This is a genomic window from Cupriavidus sp. 207A1 (assembly GCF_057798955.1).
Genome location: NZ_JBYOJO010000012.1, coordinates 250,035 through 269,405 on the forward strand (window position 1 = coordinate 250,035; position 19,371 = coordinate 269,405).

Here is a 19,371-nt window from a genome sequence, read left to right on the forward strand (position 1 = left end):
CAGCACCGGCGCGGCGCCGCTCGGCGTCCGCCGGCCGGCAGGTATCGCTCAGACCCCCCAGAGGACATTGGCCCCTTCGCGCTGCGAGGCACGCAGCATGTCGAGGAACGGGTAGGCGCGCTGCCCCAGGTGCAGTGGTTCTTCTTCGTCTTCGCCGGCATCGGGTTGGGTCTCGACCGCCGTGTCGGCAGGATGGGCGCGCGCATCGGCCACGGCTGCCTCGAGCTTGTGGATCGCGTGCGGCAGTTCTTCGACGGTGATCACCCCCCGTTCCCCGAGATGCTTGCCGATGATGCCCAGGAGCGTCACGGCCAGATCCTTCATCATGATCAGGTCCTGCGCGGCGTGGGATTTGAAGGTGATCAGCATGATGGTTTTTCCTTTCACGGAGAACGGTGGGCGGCGTCCCCGGGGCGGGATGCCGCGCCGGTTCGGGCACGGTCTGGCGCGGCCGCCGGAGCGGATTGTGGTCCGTGGCCGTCCTTGCGCATGATGTCAGCATAGCACCTGATAAAATTGCGCGTTCCCGATTCCCATGCCTGTCACGCGGCGCGGCGTTGATTCGCCGTCACTTGCCGTGGTCGTGGCGCCGGCGCGGCCCGCGGGGCCTGCGCCTGAATACCAGCCCACAGGGCTTCCGACATCCATGCTGCCTGTTCAGACCTCCAATCTTGCCGCCGCGTTCACCGATGCCGTGCGCGCGCTCGCCCCGGCCGATGCCACCTTGCCTGCGGTCACCTTCGAGCGGCCCAAGGTTGCCGCCCATGGCGACCTCGCCTGCAATGTCGCGATGCAGGTCGCGCGCGCGCTCAAGAGCAATCCGCGCGAGCTGGCGCAGCGCATCGTCGCCGCGGTGCAGGCCGACGCGCGCGCGCAGGACCTGGTCGCGACCATGGAGATCGCCGGCCCCGGCTTCATCAACCTGCGCCTGACGCCGGCGGCCAAGGCCGAGGTGTTGCGCGCGGTGCTGAACCAGGGCGACCACTACGGCGCGCGCGAGCGCGGCGTGCATGGCCAGGTGCTGGTGGAGTTCGTCTCGGCCAACCCGACCGGTCCGCTGCACGTCGGTCACGGCCGCCAGGCGGCGCTGGGCGATGCGCTCGCCAACCTGCTGTCGTGGCAGGGCTGGCACGTGCACCGCGAGTTCTACTACAACGACGCCGGCGTGCAGATCCAGACCCTGGCGCTGTCGGTGCAGGCGCGCGCGCGCGGCCTCAAGCCGGGCGATGCCAGCTGGCCGGAAGCCGCCTACAACGGCGACTACATCGCCGATATCGCCGCCGACTTCCTCGCCGGCAAGACCGTCAGCGCCTCCGACGGCGAGCCGGTGACCGCGTCGGGCAACGTCGACGACATCGACTCGATCCGCAAGTTCGCCGTGACCTATCTGCGCAACGAGCAGGACATCGACCTGCAGGCCTTCGGCGTCAAGTTCGACCGCTATTACCTGGAGTCGTCGCTGTACAGCGACGGGCGCGTCGACGCCGCGGTGCAGTCGCTGATCGGTAAAGGCAAGACCTACGAGAGCGAGGGCGCGCTGTGGCTGCGCACCACCGACGACGGCGACGACAAGGACCGCGTGATGAAGAAGAGCGACGGCACCTATACCTACTTCGTGCCGGACGTGGCCTACCACACCACCAAGTGGGAGCGCGGCTTCACCAAGGTCATCAACGTGCAGGGCAGCGACCACCACGGCACCATCGCACGCGTGCGCGCCGGCCTGCAGGGCCTGGACATCGGCATCCCGCAGGGCTATCCCGATTACGTGCTGCACAAGATGGTGACCGTGATGAAGAACGGCGAGGAGGTCAAGATCTCCAAGCGCGCCGGCTCCTACGTCACCGTGCGCGACCTGATCGAATGGTCCAACGGCCAGGATGACACCTGCGAGACCATCCGCGGCTGCCTGGAGCAGGGCGTGGCCGACTGGCCTGCGCACTTTACCCGCGGCCGCGACGCGGTGCGCTTCTTCCTGCTGTCGCGCAAGGCCGATACCGAGTTCGTGTTCGATGTCGACCTGGCGCTCAAGCAGAGCGACGAGAACCCGGTGTACTACGTCCAGTACGCCCATGCCCGCATCTGCTCGATCTTCGAGTCGTGGGGCGGCGCGGACTGGGAAGCGCGCCTGGCCGAGCTGGCCGGCGCCGACCTGGCCGCCGTGACCGGCGCCGACGCGAGCGCCCAGGCGCTGGCGCTGGGACAGCGCCTGGCCGAGTTCCCGGACATGCTGTCGGCCGCCGCGTCGGAACTGGCGCCGCACGCGGTGGCGTTCTACCTGCGCGACCTGGCCGGCGACTTCCACGCCTTCTACAACGCCGACCGCGTGCTGGTCGACGACGAAGCCGTCAAGCGTGCCCGCCTGGCGCTGCTGGCCGCCACGCGCCAGGTGCTGCGCAACGGCCTGGCGGTGATCGGGGTGTCCGCCCCGCGCCGCATGTAAGCGCGCAGCCGGCGCCCGGCCCGGTGCGGCCGGCGGCGGCACTGGCTCTATAATCCCGGCATCACCGAAGAGGACTTCATGCAACAGCAACGCAAGCGCGAGTCGCGCAATGTCCGCCGCAGCCAGCAGCGCGGCGGTACGTTCCTGGGCCTGGTGCTCGGGCTGATCGTCGGGCTGGCCATCGCCGTGGTGGTCGCCCTGTACATCACCAAGTCGCCGACGCCGTTCCAGCAGAAACACGCCCCCCGGCCGAGCGAGCCCGGCAACGTCACCAGCCAGCTGCCGGCCCCGGCCCAGCGCGCCGACGAAGGCCCGAGCGATCCGAACAAGCCGCTGTGGAGCAAGACCCCGGCCAAGCCGGTGGGCCAGGCGCCGGAGCCCGAGCCCAAGCAGAACGGCCAGCCGCCGGTGGCGACCCGCCCGGCGGAGAAGCCGCTCGACAAGCCGCTGGACAAGCCGGTCGAGAAGCCGGCTGACAGGCCGGCTGACAAGCCGCTCGCCACCAAGCCCGCCGAGAAGCCGGTGTCCGACCCGATCGCCGAGATCGCCCAGGCCGACGCGCACAAGGTGGGCTACCTGCTGCAGGTGGGCGCGTTCCGCTCGTCGGACGATGCCGACCGCCAGAAGGCCAACCTGGCGATGCAGGGCTTCGAGGCCCGCATCACCGAGCGTGACGTCAACGGGGTCAAGATGTACCGGGTGCGCCTGGGGCCGTTCAACCGCATCGAAGACATGAACAAGGCACGCGACCGGCTGCAGTCGTCCGGTTTCGAGGCCTCGGTGATCCGCTTTACCAAGCAGTAGGCGGCACCGCTTAATACCCGGTAACCGCCGCAACACCGCAGCAACAGGTTCCCGCCAGATGCGGCGGGCGCACCGATGAACCGGGTGCCGCCGCCGCTGTCATACGCTCATCGTCCAAACCGCAAGGCCGTTCTCAAATGAAAAAACTCGCCGCACTGTTCGCCATGTTCGCCGCCGTGGGCGGCCTGCTGATGTCCGCCCCGTCGCAGGCGGCACCCACCGAAGGCAAGGAGTACCAGGTCCTGAAGACGCCCCAGCCGGTCGCGGCGGGCAAGATCGAGGTGACCGAGTTCTTCTGGTATGGCTGCCCGCACTGCTATGACTTCGAGCCCGACCTGGAAGCCTGGGTCAAGAAGCAGGGCGGCAATGTGGTGTTCAAGCGCGTGCCGGTCGCGTTCCGCGACGACCTGCTGCCGCACACCAAGATCTTCTACGCGCTGGAAGCCATCGGCAAGCTCGACGCCATGCACAACAAGGTCTTCAGCGCCATCCACGTGGACCGCAAGCGCCTGACCGACACCAACGAGATCGCCGATTTCATGGCCAAGAACGGCGTCGACCGCAAGGCCTTCGTGGATGCGTACAACTCGTTCACGGTGACCACCAACGCGCAGCGCGCCAACAAGATCGCCGACGCCTACAAGATCGACGGCGTGCCGACCGTGGTGGTGCAGGGCAAGTACGTGACCTCGCCGTCGATCGCCGGCAACAAGCAGGGCGCGGTGCAGACCATGGATTACCTGGTGGAGCAGATCAAGGCGAAGAAGCTTTGATTGGCTGAAGGTTTGCTCCCAGGCAGGGGGCAAGGACCTGTGGCAAGCCAAGCGGCTGGTATCCTGTACCAGCCGTTTTTTTATTCAGAGTTTCCGCCCTCATGCGTCCCCTCAAAGTCTTCCTCACCGGCGCCTCCAGCGGCCTGGGCCAGGCGCTCGCGCGCGAATACGCCGCGCAGGGCGCCATCCTTGGCCTGGTGGCGCGGCGCGAGGACGCGTTGCGCCAGTTCGTGGCCACCTTGCCGAACCCGGGCGCGGTGCGAATCTATGGCGCCGACGTGCGCGACGCCGAGGCGATGGCGCGGGCGGCGGAAGACTTCGTCGGTCAGTTCGGCTGCCCGGATGTGGTGATCGCCAATGCCGGGGTCTCGGTCGGCACCGTCGCCAGCGAGCGCGAGGACCTGGACGCCTTCCGCCAGGTGATGGAGACCAACTGGTTCGGCGTGCTGACCACCTTCCAGCCCTTCCTGCATGCGATGCAGGCGCGCGAGCCCGGCCACTTCGGACGGCGCGGCACGCTGGTGGGCATTGCCAGCGTGGCCGGCGTGCGCGGGCTGCCGGGGGCCGGGGCCTACAGCGCTTCCAAGTCGGCGGTGATCAAGCTGCTCGAAAGCCTGCGGCTGGAGCAGCGCCGGCACGGCATCCGCGTGGTTACGATCGCGCCCGGCTATATCCGCACGCCGATGACCGCGCACAACCCTTACCGCATGCCGTTCCTGACCGATGCCGACGTGTTTGCGCGCAAGGCCGTGCGCGTGATCGCGGCGGGCCGGCGCTTCCGCGTGATCCCGTGGCCGATGGGCGTGGTGGCGGCGCTGCTGCACGTGATGCCGCGCTGGCTGTACGACGCGCTCGCCGCGGGCGCGCCGCGCAAGCCGCGCCGTGCCGATGCACCCCGGGAGCCCTGAGATGTGGCGCGACGCCATCGGCCAGCAGCATGCCGCCGCCACCGGCGTGGTGCGGATCGCCTCGCTGGTGCCGTCGGTGACCGAGCTTTTGTTCGCGCTCGGGCTGGCGCGGCAGATGGTGGCGCGCACCGGCTTCTGCATCCACCCGGAACCGGCGGTGCGCGCCGTGCCCAAGGTGGGCGGCACCAAGGACGTCAACGTGGCGCGGCTGCGCGAGCTGGCGCCCACGCATGTAGTGGTCAATATCGACGAGAACCGGCGCGAGACCGTGGATGAGATCCGCGGCTTCGTGCCCAACGTGATCGTCACCCATCCGTGCGCGCCCGAGGACAACCTCGGGCTGTACCGGCTGCTGGGTGGCATCTTCGGCTGCCATGCCGAGGCCGAGTCGCTGTGCGCGGCGCTGCAGGCGCAGCTGGATGCGATCCGCGTGCGGCCGTGGCCGGCTCGCCGCGTGCTGTACGCGATCTGGCAGGACCCGTGGATGACGGTGTCGTGCGACACCTATATCAGCCGCATGCTGGCGCTGGCCAACTGGCAGACCTGGCCCGGCGGCACGGATACCATGCAGGCCTGCGAAGGCGGCGACTGCAGCCGCCCCAATGCGCCCGGCGAGCGCTATCCGACTTTCCGCTGGAGCGACGCGCTGGTGCGCGAGCTCGACCTGGTGTTGCTGTCGACCGAGCCCTACCGCTTTACCGAAGACCACGCCGACGCGCTCGAGCGCCAGCTAGGGAAGCCGGTGCTGCTGGTCGACGGCGAGATGCTGTCGTGGTACGGCAGCCGCGCCGTCGACGGGGTGCGCTACCTGGCGGCGCTGGCGGCCGCCAACTGACGCGCTCAGGCGGCGCGGAAGCGGATCACGCCGTCGTCGCCGGTTGCGCGCACCAGCTCGCCGCGGTGCCACAGGCAGTGCAGGTGGGCCAGCGACTCGCCCATGGCGAAGGTCATCTGGTGGATGTCGAACTGGCGCTTGAAGATCACGCTGACGATGTCGTGCGCGCTGCAGGGTTTCTCGCGGCACGCCTCCAGCGTTTCGGCGAGGCGGTCGGCATGGTGTTCGCGCAGCTGCATGATGCGGGTATGCAGGTTGCGGAAGGGCCGGCCGTGCGACGGCAGGATCAGCACGTCCTGCGGCAGCGGCTCGTACTTGCCTAGCGAGTCCAGGTAGAGCTGCAGCGAATTGGCCTCGGGCTCCATGTCGAACACGCTGACATTGGTCGAGATGCGCGGCAGCACCATGTCGCCGGAAATGAGCACATTGGTGGCGGCGTTATGCAGCGCCACGTGCTCGGGCGAATGGCCGAAGCCGGTGATCACGCGCCAGCCGGAGGTGGCCGGGTCGGTGCCGATGCGCACCGTGTCGCCTTCCATCAGGCGGCGATATTGGGTCGGCAGGTCGGGCACCAGCGACGGGTAGTAGGTCTTGCGCGCGCGCAGCTTTTCCTGGCTGTCGGGATCGGTCAGGCCGTGCAGCGCGAAATGCGCGGCGGCCGCCTCGCCGCCGGCGCTGGAGCCGGCCCCGGTGCCGCTGCCCATCACCCGCGCGCTCATGTAGTCGCCCAGGCTCATCCACAGGCGCACGTCGAAACGCCGGCACAGCCAGTGCGCCAGGCCGACGTGGTCGGGGTGGCTGTGCGTGACCAGCACGCGCACCACCGGCAGGCCTTCCAGCTCGTTGGCGAAGATGGTTTCCCAGTGCGCCTTGATGGTGTCGTTGGTGATGCCGCAGTCGACGATGGTCCAGCCCTCGCGTCCGTCCAGGCGGTCGCGCAGCAGCCACAGGTTGATATGGTCGAGCGCGAACGGCAGCGGCATGCGCAGCCAGTAGACGCCGGGGGCGACTTCCTGCTTGGTGCCGGGCGCCGGCATGGTATCGCCGAACGGGTATTGGAGCTGGTGTTCGAGTGCGTTCATGAGGAGTCTCGTGGTCGAAGCCTGGCGGCGGGGCGCGGGCTTTCTCGTTCTGCCGGCACGTCCCCATGGTGCGCGAGGGGGCGTGCAAGCACCGGTTGCCAGCCGATCTGGTTGACGCTAACGTAAACGTCAATCATACGGTTCGTTTCCATCTTAAGCGAAAACTTGACTTCGCAACGAACGACCGTTCACTTTCTTTGGTCAGGCCATGTCAGCGACGCCAGCGGCGGCTTCCGCCACCTACACCATTACCGATCTCGCGCGTGAGTTCGACGTCACGCCGCGTGCCATCCGCTTCTACGAGGACCAGGGCCTGCTATCGCCGCAGCGCGAAGGGCCGGGCGGACGCAAGCGGGTCTACAACGGCCGTGAGCGGACCCGGCTCAAGCTGACGCTGCGCGGCAAGAGGTTGGGGCTTACTCTCAACGAGATCCGCGAGATCCTTGATCTGTATGAATCGCCGCGCGATACCGCGCCGCAACTGGACCGGTTCCTGGTCGCGCTCGCCGCCCACCGCCGTACGCTCGAGCGCCAGATGGAAGACCTGCAGGCGCAGCTGGCCGAGATCGACCAGCACGAGCGCCAGTGCAGGGCCTTGCTAGCGGCGCAGAGCGGCGACGATGCGCAGGACAAGACCCATGCCGCCTGAGCGGCACTTGTGCACGCGTCGGTGCGATCCGGCATTGACGTTTACGTAAACGTAAATAGAATAGCCGGACAGCGCGTTGGCCGTGCGCTGTCCGTCCAGACAGGCCGCACACCGGAATCCGCCATGACCGCCTCCATCGCCCATGCTGTGCCCGCTGAACCGGAACCGCTGTCCCCCGCGCGGGCCGACGCCATTGCCACCAGTTTCTCGCGCCAGGGGCTGATGCGCACCTTCGGCGCCGAGCTGGCGCGCGTGCAGCGCGGCGAGGTCGAGCTGGCGATGCCGTGGTCCGAGGGGGTGACCCAGCAGCACGGCTTTTTCCATGGCGGCGTGGTCGGCGCGCTGGCCGACAGCGCTTGCGGCTATGCCGCGCTGACGCTGGTTGGCGAAGAGGAGGCGGGCCTGACCGCCGAGTACAAGATCAACCTGCTGTCCCCCGCCCAGGGCGAACGCCTGGTGGCGGTGGGGCGGGTGCTCAAGCCCGGGCGCACGCTGATCGTGGCGCAGGGCGATGTCTACGTCGAGCAGGAAGGCCGCCGCAAGCCGGTGGCGACCATGCTGATGACGCTGTGCGTGGTCAAAACGCTGGGCCACGTCTGAACCGATCGATCCGGCAACACCGGAACCCCCCCCGACACACCGATTCCAACAGGAGACCATCATGACTGAACTGCCAGGCCTGAAATTCGATCTGGGCGAAGACATCGAAATGCTGCGCGGCGCCGTGCGCGACTGGGCCCAGGCCGAACTGGCCCCGCGCGCCGGCGAGATCGACCGCACCGACCAGTTCCCGATGGACGCCTGGAAAAAGATGGGCGACCTCGGCGTGCTCGGCATTACCGTGGCCGAGGAATACGGCGGCGCCAACATGGGCTACCTGGCCCACATGATCGCGATGGAGGAAATCAGCCGCGCCTCGGCCTCGGTCGGGCTGTCGTATGGCGCGCATTCCAACCTGTGCGTCAACCAGATCCACCGCAACGGCACGGCCGCGCAGAAGGCGAAGTACTTGCCGAAGCTGGTGTCGGGCGAATGGATCGGCGCGCTGGCGATGAGCGAGCCCAACGCCGGCTCTGACGTGGTCAGCATGAAGCTGCGCGCGCAGCTGAAGGGCGACCGCTACGTGCTGAACGGCACCAAGATGTGGATCACCAACGGCCCGGACTGCGACGTGCTGGTGGTCTACGCGAAGACCGAGCCCGAGCTGGGCGCGCGCGGCATGACCGCCTTTATCGTCGAGAAGGGCATGAAGGGCTTCTCGGTGGCGCAGAAGCTGGACAAGCTGGGCATGCGCGGTTCGCACACCGGCGAGCTGGTGTTCGAGGACGTGGAAGTGCCGGTCGAGAACATCCTGGGTGCCGAGAATGGCGGCGCCAAGGTGCTGATGAGCGGGCTGGACTACGAGCGCGCGGTGCTGTCGGGCGGCCCGGTCGGCATCATGCAGGCGTGCATGGACGTGGTCACGCCGTATATCCATGACCGCAAGCAGTTCGGCCAGAGCATCGGCGAATTCCAGCTGATCCAGGGCAAGGTGGCCGACATGTACACCACGCTGCAGGCGGCGCGCAGCTACCTGTACACGGTCGGCAAGAACCTCGACGCGCTCGGCAGCGACCACGTGCGCCAGGTGCGCAAGGACTGCGCCGCGGTGATCCTGTACACCGCGGAAAAGGCGACCTGGATGGCGGGCGAGACCGTGCAGATCCTGGGCGGCAACGGCTATATCAACGAGTACCCGGCCGGGCGCCTGTGGCGCGACGCCAAGCTGTACGAGATCGGCGCCGGCACCTCGGAGATCCGCCGCATGCTGATCGGGCGCGAGCTGTTCGCGGAAACGATGTAACGGAGCGCGGGGACGCCGGAATCACCTCCGGCATCCCCGGACATCCGGGGCCCTGGCCCCGAACCCATTTACAATCTCACTACCCGTCGCAAGACCGTCAAGCAGTCGTCCCCCGTCGACCCATGTCCCACTTCCCCAAACTGCTCTCCTCGCAGATTGCCTACGATGTGGCGAGAACGATGCTCGACGGGTTCGACAAGCACTACCGCCTGTTCCGCGAGGTCAGCCACCAGGCCAAGCTGAAGTTCGAGGCCGGCGACTGGCACGGGCTGCAGCAGATCCAGCGCGACCGCATCGCGTTCTACAACGAGCGCGTGCGCGAATCCAGCGTGATCCTGGAAGACGAGTACGACGCCGAGAACATCGAGGACGAGATCTGGCAGCAGATCAAGCTGCACTACATCGGGCTGCTGACCAACCACCACCAGCCCGAGCTGGCCGAGACCTTCTTCAACTCGGTCTGCACGCGCATCCTGCACCGCTCGTACTTCAACAACGATTTCATCTTCGTGCGCCCGGCGATCTCGACCGAGTACATCGAGAACGAGGAATCGCCGACGCGCCCGACCTTCCGCGCCTACTACCCGGGCAGCCGCGACGGCATGGCCGCGTGCTTCGAGCGCATCGTCCACAACTTCCAGCTGGAGCGCCCGTTCGAGGACCTGCAGCGCGACATCGGCTACGTGGTGCGCGCCGTCGGCGAGCATTTCGGCGACTTCCGCATCGCGCCGAATTTCCAGATCCATACGCTGTCGTCGCTGTTCTTCCGCAACAAGTCGGCCTTCATCATCGGCCGCATCCTGAACGGCGACCGCACCTTCCCGCTGGCGATCCCGATCGTGCATGGCCCTTCGGGCAAGCTGGTGCTCGACACCGTGCTGCTGAAGAAAGAGCAGCTGCTGATCCTGTTCTCGTTCACGCACTCCTACTTCATGGTCGACATGGAGATCCCGTCGGCCTACGTGACCTTCCTGCGCGACATCATGCCGCGCAAGCCGCGCGCGGAAATCTATACCTCGCTGGGCTTGCAGAAGCAGGGCAAGAACCTGTTCTACCGCGATTTCCTGCACCACCTGCAGCATTCGTCGGACAAGTTCATCGTCGCGCCCGGCATCCGCGGGCTGGTGATGCTGGTGTTCACGCTGCCGTCGTACCCGTACGTGTTCAAGGTGATCCGGGACTTTTTCCCGGCGCCCAAGGAAACCACGCGCGAACTGGTCAAGTCGAAGTACCAGCTGGTCAAGCAGCACGACCGCGTCGGCCGCATGGCCGATACGCTGGAATACTCCGACGTGGCGTTCCCGCTGTCGCGCTTCGACGAAGCGCTGGTGCGCGAGTTCGAGCAGCACGCGCCGTCGATGATCGAATACCAGCGCGCCAAGGACGGCGGCGAAGAGATCGTGGTACGCCACGTCTATATCGAGCGCCGCATGACGCCGCTGAACATCTACCTGCAGGAAGGCTCCGACGCGCAGGTCGAGCACGGCGTGATCGAATACGGCAACGCGATCAAGGAGCTGATCGCCGCGAACATCTTCCCGGGCGACATGCTGTACAAGAACTTCGGCGTCACGCGCCACGGCCGCGTGGTGTTCTACGACTACGACGAGATCGAGTACCTGACCGACTGCAACATCCGCCACGTGCCGCAGCCGCGCAACGAGGAAGAGGAGATGTCGGGCGAAGTCTGGTACACCGTGCGTCCGCACGACATCTTTCCCGAGACCTTCCGCACCTTCCTGCTGGGCGATGCGCGCGTCGGCGCGGCGTTCCTGCGGCACCATGCGGATTTTTTTGACCCTGCCATGTGGCAGAGCCACAAGGACCGGCTGCTGGCCGGACATGTCCATGACTTTTTTGCCTATCACCCCGCCGAGCGATTCATCAACCGCTACGGCGCTGTCCCTGAACTTCCTGCCGCCGACCCTGCAAGGAGAGTCGCATGAATGACGCCATCGCCCAGCTGTTCCGCAACAACCGCGACTGGGTCGACCGCGTCAATGCGGAAGACCCCGCCTTCTTCACCCGGCTGGCCAACCAGCAGGCGCCGGAATACCTGTGGATCGGCTGCTCCGATTCGCGCGTGCCGGCCAACCAGATCCTGGGGCTGGCGCCGGGCGAGGTGTTCGTCCACCGCAATATCGCCAACGTGATCGCGCACAGCGACCTGAACGCGCTGTCGGTGATCCAGTTCGCGGTGGAAGTGCTCAAGGTGCGCCATATCACGGTGGTGGGCCACTACGGCTGCGGCGGCGTCAAGGTCGCGCTCAAGCGAGAGCGCATCGGCCTCGCCGACAACTGGCTGCGCCATGTGCGCGACGTGGCCGACAAGCACGAGTCCTACCTCGGCACCATCCTGCGCGAGGAAGACGCCCATACCCGGCTGTGCGAGCTCAACGTGATCGAGCAGGTCAACAACGTGTGCCAGACCACCGTGATCCAGGACGCCTGGGCCCGCGGCCAGGTCATCACCGTGCACGGCTGGATCTACGGCGTGTCCGACGGCCTGCTGCGCGACCTCGGCATGGCCGCCAGCAACAACGACGAGCTGCACGAGCAGCTGGCCGCGGCCTACCGCCAGTACGGCGAGCCGCCGCAGGCGTCGATCCGCTGATCCGTTTATCCGACACCACCGATACCCAGCTACCGATCCAGGAGACCCGACATGGAAGAGATCGTCATCGTTTCAGCCGCGCGCACGCCGATGGCTGCGTTCCAGGGCGAATTCGCCAGCGTCACCGCGCCGCAGCTTGGCGCCGCCGCCATCCGCGCGGCGGTCGAGCGTGCCGGCCTGAAGCCCGAGCAGGTCGAAGAAGTGGTGTTCGGCTGCGTGCTGCCCGCCGGCCAGGGCCAGGCGCCGGCACGCCAGGCCGCGCTGGGCGCGGGCTTGCCGCTGAGCGTGGGCTGCACCACCGTCAACAAGATGTGCGGCTCGGGCATGCGCGCGGCCATGACCGTCTATGACGGCCTGGTCGCGGGCTCGTTCGACGTCGCCATTGCCGGCGGCATGGAGAGCATGACCAACGCGCCGTACCTGATCCCGAAGGGCCGCGGCGGTTATCGCATCGGCCACGGCATGATCTACGACCACATGATGCTGGACGGCCTGGAAGACGCCTACGACAAGGGCCGAGCCATGGGCACCTTCGGCGAGGACTGCGCCGCCAAGTACGGCTTCACGCGCCAGCAGCAGGACGAATTCGCGATGGAAAGCGTGCGCCGCGCGCAGCAGGCCACCGAGAACGGCGATTTCCGCTGGGAGATCGCGCCGGTGACGGTATCGGGCAAGGGCGGCGACACGGTGATCGATACCGACGAAGGCCCGCGCCGCATCAAGCTCGACAAGATCCCGTCGCTCAAGCCTGCGTTTGCCAAGGACGGCACCATCACCGCCGCCTCGTCGTCATCGATCAACGACGGCGCCTCGGCGCTGGTGATGATGCGCGCCTCCACCGCGAAAGCGCTGGGCCTGCAGCCGATCGCCCGCATGCTGGGCCACACCACCCATGCGCAGGCGCCGGGCTGGTTCACCACCGCGCCGGTCGAGGCCATCGCCAAGCTGTACCGCAAGCTGGACTGGAACACCGACAGCGTCGACCTGTTCGAGATCAACGAGGCCTTTGCGGTGGTGCCGATGGCCGCCATGCACGACCTCAAGATCCCGCGCGACAAGGTCAACATCCACGGCGGCGCCTGCGCGCTGGGCCACCCGATCGGCGCCTCGGGCGCGCGCATCATGACCACGCTGATCGGCGCGCTGCGCAAGACCGGCGGCAAGCGCGGCGTGGCGAGCCTGTGCATCGGTGGCGGTGAGGCAACGGCGGTGGGGATCGAGATCCTGTAAGCCTGTCCCAAGTCCCGCTTGTTTTCTCCCCTCTCCCGCGCGCGGGAGAGGGGCGGGGGTGAGGGCAGGCGCGTGCCAGGCACGACGAGCTTCACTTCGTAGCCACGCCCGCCCTCACCCCAACCCTCTCCCGCAAGCGGGAGAGGGAGCAAGACCGTGGCAGTTTGCACAATCCGGGGCCAGCCGTGCCGTCTGCGGCGCAGGCCAGTTTTTGAAAGGAGCAACCCTTGCCAACCGCCCTGATCCTCGGTGCCTCGCGCGGCATCGGCCTTGAATTCGTGCGCCAGTACCGTGCCGACGGCTGGCGCGTCATCGCGGCGGCGCGCACGCCCGAAGGCGTCGGTGCCCTGCAGGCGCTGGGCGCCGAGGCGCACCAGGCCGACCTGTCCGATGCCGGCGCGGTGGCAGGCCTGGGCTGGAAGCTCGATGGCGAGGCGCTCGACGTGGCGGTCTACAACGCCGGGGTGATGGGGCCGCGCACCGAAAGCGCGCAGCCGGTCACGCCGCCGGAGTTCGACCGCGTCATGCATGTCAACGTGCTCGGGCCGATGATGGCGCTGCCCTTGCTGCTGCCCTATGTCGAGGCCGGGCAGTCCGGTCATGGCGGGGTGCTGGCGGTGCTGTCCTCGCGCATGGGCAGCATCGGCGCGATGGAGCACAGCACCAGCTGGCTGTACCGCGTCAGCAAGGCGGGCGCCAACGCCGCGCTGCGCGCGGTGGCGCTGGATGCGCGTCACGCCACCTGTGTCGCCCTGCACCCGGGCTGGGTCAAGACCGACATGGGCGGCCAGGAAGCCGACCTGACCGTGCAGCAGAGCGTCAAGGGCATGCGCCAGGTGCTGGCCAGCGTCAAGCGGCGCGACAACGGCACCTTCCACAACTACGACGGCACGCCCATCCCCTGGTAAGGGCGCCCGCACACCTGAACCCAGAACCGACATGCTGCTGACCCCCGAACAGGAAATGATCCGCGACGCCGTGCGGCAGTTCGCGCAGGAAGTGATCGCGCCGCAGGCCGCGCAATGGGACCGCGACAAGACCTTTCCCAAGGACGTGCACCGCGAGCTGGCGGCGCTGGGCGCCTACGGCGTGGCGGTGCCGGAGCAGTATGGCGGCGCCGGCCTCGATTACCTGTCGCTGGCGCTGATCCTGGAAGAGATCGCGGCCGGCGACGGCGGCACCTCCACCGTCATCAGCGTCAATAACTGCCCGGTGTGCAGCATGCTGATGTCGTTCGCCAGCGAGGCGCAGAAGCAGCAGTGGCTGGTGCCGCTGGCGCGCGGCCAGATGCTGGGCGCGTTCTGCCTGACCGAGCCGCACGTCGGCTCCGATGCCGCGGCGCTGCGCACCACTGCTGTCCGCGACGGCGACCACTACGTGCTCAACGGCGTCAAGCAGTTCATCACCAGCGGCCAGAACGCCGACGTGGCGATCGTGCTGGCGGTGACCGACAAGGCTGCCGGCAAGCGCGGCATCAGCGCCTTCATCGTGCCGACTTCGACTCCGGGCTACGTGGTGGCGCGGCTCGAGGACAAGCTCGGCCAGCATTCCTCGGACACCGCGCAGATCCTGTTCGAGGATTGCCGCGTGCCGGCCGCCAACCTGCTCGGCGACGAGGGCGGCGGCTACAAGATGGCGCTGTCGGGGCTGGAGGGCGGCCGCATCGGCATCGCCTCGCAGAGCATCGGCATGGCGCGCGCCGCGTTTGAAGCGGCCCTTGCGTATGCCAAGGAACGCGAGAGTTTCGGCCAGCCGCTGTTCCAGCACCAGGCGGTGCAGTTCCGCCTGGCCGAGATGGCCACCCGCATCGACGTCGCGCGCCAGATGGTGTGGCACGCCGCCGCGCTGCGCGATGCCGGCCGCCCGTGCCTGAAGGAAGCGGCGATGGCCAAGCTCTTCGCCAGCGAGATGGCCGAGCGGGTCTGCTCCGACGCGATCCAGGTGTTCGGCGGCTACGGCTATGTCAGCGACTTTCCGGTCGAGCGCATCTACCGCGACGTGCGCGTGTGCCAGATCTACGAGGGCACCAGCGACATCCAGAAGATCCTGATCGCGCGCGCGCTGGCCTAGCGCCGCCATTTGCGCGTACGATGGGCAGGCGTGCCGCGCCGGCGTCACGTCTTCCCGCAACCGGACCTGCCACCACAAGAATAGGGCCCCCGACATGACCGCAGCGATCGACTTCTACTTTGATTTCTCTTCGCCGTACGGCTACTTCGCCAGCACCCGTATCGACGACCTGGCGCAGAAGTACGGGCGCAACGTCGCCTGGCATCCGATCCTGCTGGGCGTGGTGTTCAAGACCACCGGCGCGTCGCCGCTGCCGCAGCTGCCGCTCAAGGGCGACTACAGCTGGCGCGACTTCGAGCGCACCGCGCGCTTCCACGGCATCGACTACAAGCGCCCCACGCATTTCCCGCTGCCGACCACGCATGCCGCGCGCGCCATGCTGTGGCTGCAGAACCATCACGGCGACGACCTGGCCGCGGCCTTCGCCAGGTCGGTGTACCGCGCGCTGTTCGTCGACGACATCAACATCGCCGAGCCGGCCGAGATCATGAAGCTGGCCGAGCCGCTGGGCGTGGACGTGCAGGCGCTCGATGCCGGCGCCACCAGCTACCAGATCAAGGACCAGCTCAAGGCCGAGATCGAGGTGGCGATGGCCAAGGGCGTGTTCGGCTCGCCCTTCGTCATCGTCGACGGCGAGCCGTTCTGGGGCTTCGACCGCTTCGACCAGATCGAGGCCCACCTGAAGAGCCGCCGCCAGACCGAGCTCCGCGCCGTGCCCAACCCCGATACCAAGGAAAAGAAACCCGCATGACTGCAGCAACCCCCGGCCATTCCGGCCGCTTCGATTGTGTGATCTTCGATTGCGACGGCGTGCTCGTCGACAGCGAGCCCATCGTCAACCGCGTGCTCAACCAGATGCTGAACGAGCTCGGCATCGAGATCTCGCTGGAAGACTCCACGCGCCTGTTCCTGGGCCGCGCGGTGCGCGAAGAGCTCGACATGATCGAACGCATGCGCGGCGTGCCGCTGCCCGAGAACTGGCTGTCGACCTGGCTGGCGCGCCGCAACGCCGTGCTGGAGGAAGAGGTCGCGGCGGTGGCGCATGTGCGCGAGGCGATCCGCGCGGTCGCCGCCACCGGCATGCCGGTGTGCGTGGCGTCGGGCGCGGACCGCGTCAAGGTCAAGCTGCAGCTGACCAAGACCGGGCTGGTCGAGCTGTTCCAGCAGGACCAGCGCGAGCATATCTTCTCGGCCACCGAGGTGGCGCGCAGCAAGCCCGCGCCGGACGTGTACCTGCTGGCCGCGCGCACCATGGGCGTCGAGCCCGCGCGCTGCGCCGTGGTGGAAGACAGCCCGACCGGCGTGACCGCGGGCGTGGCGGCCGGCATGACGGTGTTCGGCTATGCCGCGCGCAACGACGCCGCGCAGCTGCGCGAGGCCGGCGCGCGCACCATCTTCACCGATATGCGCGAGCTGCCGGAGCTGGTGGGATGACGGCGAAAGCGGCAGGCCGCCTGCCCAAGGCTGGACCGGTGCCGTGCCCGTGCGGCAGCGCGGACTATGCCGCCTGCTGCGGCCGCTTCCATCGTGGCGAGGCCCTGCCGCCCAATGCCGAGGCGCTGATGCGCTCGCGCTACAGCGCCTATGTGCTGAACGACATGGAATGGCTGCGGCAGACCTGGCATGCATCGACCTGCCCGGCCGACCTGTTGCCGGATACCGCCACACGCTGGCTCGGGCTCACGGTGAAGGCGCATGCGCAGCAGGACGACACGCATGCCGAAGTGGAATTCGTGGCGCGCTACAAGGTAGGCGGGCGCGCCTGGCGGCTGCATGAGCGCAGCCGCTTTGTGTGCGAGGCGCGCGCCCCGGGCGAGGCGCCGCGCTGGCTTTATGTGGATGGCGACATCATCGGGGAGAGACCATGAGCATCGACAAGCAGAACGAGCCCGAGTACCTGCTGTACTGCTTTGCCCAGTCCGGCAACGCCTACAAGGTGGCACAGCTGCTGGAAACCGTCGGCGTGCAGCGCGGCCAGTCGTTGTGGCGCGCACGCTTCGTCGATTTCTTCAACGGCGAGACCCGCACCCCGGAGTACCGCGCCATCAACGTGATGGGCGAGGTGCCGGTGCTGGAGTTCGGCGACCAGCGCCTGTCGCAGTCGGGCGCCATCCTCGAGACGCTGGCCGCGCGCCTGGATGCGTTCGGCCCGCGCAACGAAGCCGAGCGCGCCGAGGTGCTGCGCTGGCTGCTGTTCGACAACCACAAGTTCACCTCGTACACCGCCACCTATCGCTTCATGCGCACCTTCGCCAGGTCGCCCGATCCGGCCGTGCTGGAGTTCTTCCGCGCGCGCTGCGAAGGCGCGTGGAACGTACTGAACGCGCACCTGGACGGACTCAACTTCGTGCTGGGCGAGCGCCCCACCATCGCTGACTTCTCGCTGGCGGGCTACGTCTTCTTCGATGACGAGATCGGCGTGCACTGGCGCAAGGAATATCCGCATATCCACGCGTGGACCGAGCGCTTCCGCGCCTTGCCGGGCTGGAAGCATCCCTATGAGCTGATGCCCGGGCACCCGTTGCCCAAGGCAGCCGGCTGAGGCCGGCCGCGGCAGGACGGCGGCAGGCGGCGCACAACCCTATCTGGCAAGAGACTCCGAGATGCCCACGCTCGCAAGCAAACTGAACGCCCGCTCCGAATCCTTCAAGGCCAATGCCGAGTCCATGCGGGCGCTGGTGGCCGACCTCAGGGCGAAGATCGCCAAGCTGGCCGAAGGCGGCGGCGCGGCCGCGCGCGACAAGCACCTGGCGCGCGGCAAGCTGCTGCCGCGCGAACGCGTGCAGCAGCTGCTCGACCCCGGCACGCCGTTCCTGGAGCTGTCGCAGCTGGCCGCGTACGACATGTACGACGATGCCGCTCCCGGCGCCGGCATCATCACCGGCATCGGCCGCGTGGCCGGGCAGGAATGCGTGATCGTCTGCAACGACGCCACCGTCAAGGGCGGCACGTATTACCCGATGACGGTCAAGAAGCATGTGCGGGCGCAGGAGATCGCCGAGGAAAACCACCTGCCGTGCATCTACCTGGTCGACTCGGGCGGCGCCAACCTGCCCAACCAGGACGAGGTCTTCCCCGACCGCGACCACTTCGGCCGCATCTTCTACAACCAGGCCAACCTGTCCAAGCGCGGCATCCCGCAGATCGCGGTGGTGATGGGCTCGTGCACCGCGGGCGGCGCCTACGTGCCGGCGATGAGCGACGAGTCGATCATCGTCAAGAACCAGGGCACCATCTTCCTGGGCGGCCCGCCGCTGGTGAAGGCCGCCACCGGCGAGGAAGTCAGCGCCGAGGACCTGGGCGGCGCCGACGTGCATACGCGGCTGTCCGGCGTGGCCGACTATTTCGCGCAGAACGACCATCATGCGCTGAGCCTGGCGCGCAACATCGTGCAGCACCTGAACCGGCGCAAGCCGGACCAGATCCGTCTGCACGAGCCGGTCGAGCCGCTGTATCCGGTGGAAGAGCTGTATGGCGTGATCCCGACCGATACGCGCAAGCCGTACGACGTGCGCGAGGTGATCGCGCGCCTGGTCGACGGCTCCGAGTTCGACGAGTTCAAGGCCCGCTACGGCACCACGCTGGTGTGCGGCTTCGCCCGCATCTGGGGCTATCCGGTGGGGATCGTCGCCAACAACGGCATCCTGTTCTCGGAGTCGGCGCTCAAGGGCGCGCACTTTATCGAGCTGTGCTGCCAGCGCAAGATCCCGCTGGTGTTCCTGCAGAACATCACCGGCTTCATGGTGGGGCGCAAGTACGAGAACGAGGGCATCGCCCGCAACGGCGCCAAGATGGTGACGGCGGTGGCGACCGCGCAGGTGCCCAAGTTCACGGTGATCATCGGCGGCTCGTTCGGCGCGGGCAACTACGGCATGTGCGGGCGCGCGTATTCGCCGCGCTTTTTGTGGATGTGGCCGAACGCGCGCATCTCGGTGATGGGCGGCGAGCAGGCCGCGAGCGTGCTGGCGACGGTGCGCCGGGACGGCATCGAAGCGAAGGGCGGCCAGTGGAGCGCGCAGGAGGAAGACGCCTTCAAGCAGCCGATCCGCGACCAGTACGAGCACCAGGGCCACCCGTACTACGCCAGCGCGCGGCTGTGGGACGACGGCGTGATCGATCC

The 19,371-nt window shown here is 67.7% G+C and carries 20 protein-coding genes; 18 read left to right on the top strand and 2 right to left on the bottom strand.

What is annotated here, in order from left to right:
• Nucleotides 1-48: 48 nt before the first annotated feature.
• Nucleotides 49-369 carry a DUF1840 domain-containing protein gene (locus AC3FMM_RS22280; RefSeq protein ID WP_115679116.1) on the bottom strand — a complete coding sequence of 107 codons (321 nt, stop codon included), beginning with the start codon at nucleotides 367-369 and terminating at the stop codon, nucleotides 49-51.
• A gap of 277 nt (nucleotides 370-646) precedes the next feature.
• Between AC3FMM_RS22280 and argS the strand changes: the two genes are divergently transcribed.
• The 5 genes from argS to AC3FMM_RS22305 all read left to right on the top strand — a co-directional run bounded on the left by argS (nucleotide 647) and on the right by AC3FMM_RS22305 (nucleotide 5,763).
• A complete protein-coding gene (gene argS / locus AC3FMM_RS22285; protein ID WP_115707764.1) occupies nucleotides 647-2,443 on the top strand; it encodes an arginine--tRNA ligase in 1,797 nt (598 codons plus the stop codon).
• Nucleotides 2,444-2,521: 78 nt separating this feature from the next.
• Nucleotides 2,522-3,247 (top strand): SPOR domain-containing protein, encoded by a 726-nt coding sequence (locus AC3FMM_RS22290; RefSeq protein ID WP_115679118.1) that lies wholly within the window; start codon nucleotides 2,522-2,524, stop codon nucleotides 3,245-3,247.
• Nucleotides 3,248-3,384: 137 nt separating this feature from the next.
• Complete coding sequence (locus tag AC3FMM_RS22295; protein WP_115679119.1) at nucleotides 3,385-4,020, top strand: thiol:disulfide interchange protein DsbA/DsbL; 636 nt, start codon at nucleotides 3,385-3,387, stop codon at nucleotides 4,018-4,020.
• A 101-nt stretch (nucleotides 4,021-4,121) separates the two neighbouring features.
• On the top strand, nucleotides 4,122-4,928 hold the full coding sequence (locus AC3FMM_RS22300; protein WP_116312030.1) for an SDR family oxidoreductase: 807 nt from the start codon (nucleotides 4,122-4,124) through the stop codon (nucleotides 4,926-4,928).
• A gap of 1 nt (nucleotide 4,929) precedes the next feature.
• Entirely contained in the window at nucleotides 4,930-5,763 is an 834-nt protein-coding gene (locus tag AC3FMM_RS22305) for a helical backbone metal receptor (RefSeq protein WP_488687499.1), read from the top strand.
• A 5-nt stretch (nucleotides 5,764-5,768) separates the two neighbouring features.
• Here AC3FMM_RS22305 and AC3FMM_RS22310 read toward each other — a convergent pair whose 3' ends face one another.
• Complete coding sequence (locus tag AC3FMM_RS22310) at nucleotides 5,769-6,845, bottom strand: MBL fold metallo-hydrolase (protein ID WP_116312032.1); 1,077 nt, start codon at nucleotides 6,843-6,845, stop codon at nucleotides 5,769-5,771.
• A 208-nt stretch (nucleotides 6,846-7,053) separates the two neighbouring features.
• Between AC3FMM_RS22310 and AC3FMM_RS22315 the strand changes: the two genes are divergently transcribed.
• The 13 genes from AC3FMM_RS22315 to AC3FMM_RS22375 form a co-directional block, all read left to right on the top strand.
• Nucleotides 7,054-7,494: a MerR family transcriptional regulator gene (locus AC3FMM_RS22315; RefSeq protein ID WP_115707772.1), complete on the top strand. Its 441-nt coding sequence runs from the start codon at nucleotides 7,054-7,056 to the stop codon at nucleotides 7,492-7,494.
• Between the two features lie 123 nt (nucleotides 7,495-7,617).
• Nucleotides 7,618-8,094, top strand: coding sequence for a PaaI family thioesterase (locus AC3FMM_RS22320; RefSeq protein ID WP_115679124.1), 477 nt, complete (start codon nucleotides 7,618-7,620; stop codon nucleotides 8,092-8,094).
• 61 nt (nucleotides 8,095-8,155) lie between these two features.
• Nucleotides 8,156-9,337: an isovaleryl-CoA dehydrogenase gene (locus AC3FMM_RS22325; protein ID WP_025585460.1), complete on the top strand. Its 1,182-nt coding sequence runs from the start codon at nucleotides 8,156-8,158 to the stop codon at nucleotides 9,335-9,337.
• A 122-nt stretch (nucleotides 9,338-9,459) separates the two neighbouring features.
• Nucleotides 9,460-11,283, top strand: a complete 1,824-nt coding sequence (gene aceK / locus AC3FMM_RS22330; protein WP_488687500.1) for a bifunctional isocitrate dehydrogenase kinase/phosphatase — start codon at nucleotides 9,460-9,462, stop codon at nucleotides 11,281-11,283.
• Nucleotides 11,280-11,951, top strand: coding sequence for a carbonate dehydratase (can, locus tag AC3FMM_RS22335; RefSeq protein WP_115679126.1), 672 nt, complete (start codon nucleotides 11,280-11,282; stop codon nucleotides 11,949-11,951). The genes aceK and can overlap by 4 nt, the downstream gene beginning before the upstream one ends.
• A gap of 51 nt (nucleotides 11,952-12,002) precedes the next feature.
• Nucleotides 12,003-13,181: an acetyl-CoA C-acetyltransferase gene (locus AC3FMM_RS22340; protein WP_115703041.1), complete on the top strand. Its 1,179-nt coding sequence runs from the start codon at nucleotides 12,003-12,005 to the stop codon at nucleotides 13,179-13,181.
• Nucleotides 13,182-13,408: 227 nt separating this feature from the next.
• Nucleotides 13,409-14,089 (top strand): SDR family oxidoreductase, encoded by a 681-nt coding sequence (locus AC3FMM_RS22345; protein ID WP_115679128.1) that lies wholly within the window; start codon nucleotides 13,409-13,411, stop codon nucleotides 14,087-14,089.
• Nucleotides 14,090-14,120: 31 nt separating this feature from the next.
• Complete coding sequence (locus AC3FMM_RS22350) at nucleotides 14,121-15,251, top strand: acyl-CoA dehydrogenase family protein (protein WP_115679129.1); 1,131 nt, start codon at nucleotides 14,121-14,123, stop codon at nucleotides 15,249-15,251.
• Between the two features lie 94 nt (nucleotides 15,252-15,345).
• Nucleotides 15,346-16,002, top strand: a complete 657-nt coding sequence (locus AC3FMM_RS22355; protein WP_115679130.1) for a 2-hydroxychromene-2-carboxylate isomerase — start codon at nucleotides 15,346-15,348, stop codon at nucleotides 16,000-16,002.
• Nucleotides 15,999-16,685 carry an HAD family hydrolase gene (locus AC3FMM_RS22360; protein WP_488687501.1) on the top strand — a complete coding sequence of 229 codons (687 nt, stop codon included), beginning with the start codon at nucleotides 15,999-16,001 and terminating at the stop codon, nucleotides 16,683-16,685. The genes AC3FMM_RS22355 and AC3FMM_RS22360 overlap by 4 nt, the downstream gene beginning before the upstream one ends.
• Nucleotides 16,682-17,119: a YchJ family protein gene (locus tag AC3FMM_RS22365; protein ID WP_115707774.1), complete on the top strand. Its 438-nt coding sequence runs from the start codon at nucleotides 16,682-16,684 to the stop codon at nucleotides 17,117-17,119. Before AC3FMM_RS22360 ends, AC3FMM_RS22365 begins: the two co-directional genes overlap by 4 nt.
• Nucleotides 17,116-17,793: a glutathione S-transferase family protein gene (locus AC3FMM_RS22370; protein WP_115707776.1), complete on the top strand. Its 678-nt coding sequence runs from the start codon at nucleotides 17,116-17,118 to the stop codon at nucleotides 17,791-17,793. Before AC3FMM_RS22365 ends, AC3FMM_RS22370 begins: the two co-directional genes overlap by 4 nt.
• A gap of 61 nt (nucleotides 17,794-17,854) precedes the next feature.
• Nucleotides 17,855-19,371, top strand: a 1,517-nt coding sequence (locus tag AC3FMM_RS22375; protein ID WP_488687502.1) for a carboxyl transferase domain-containing protein, incomplete at its 3' end; no start/stop codon positions are given.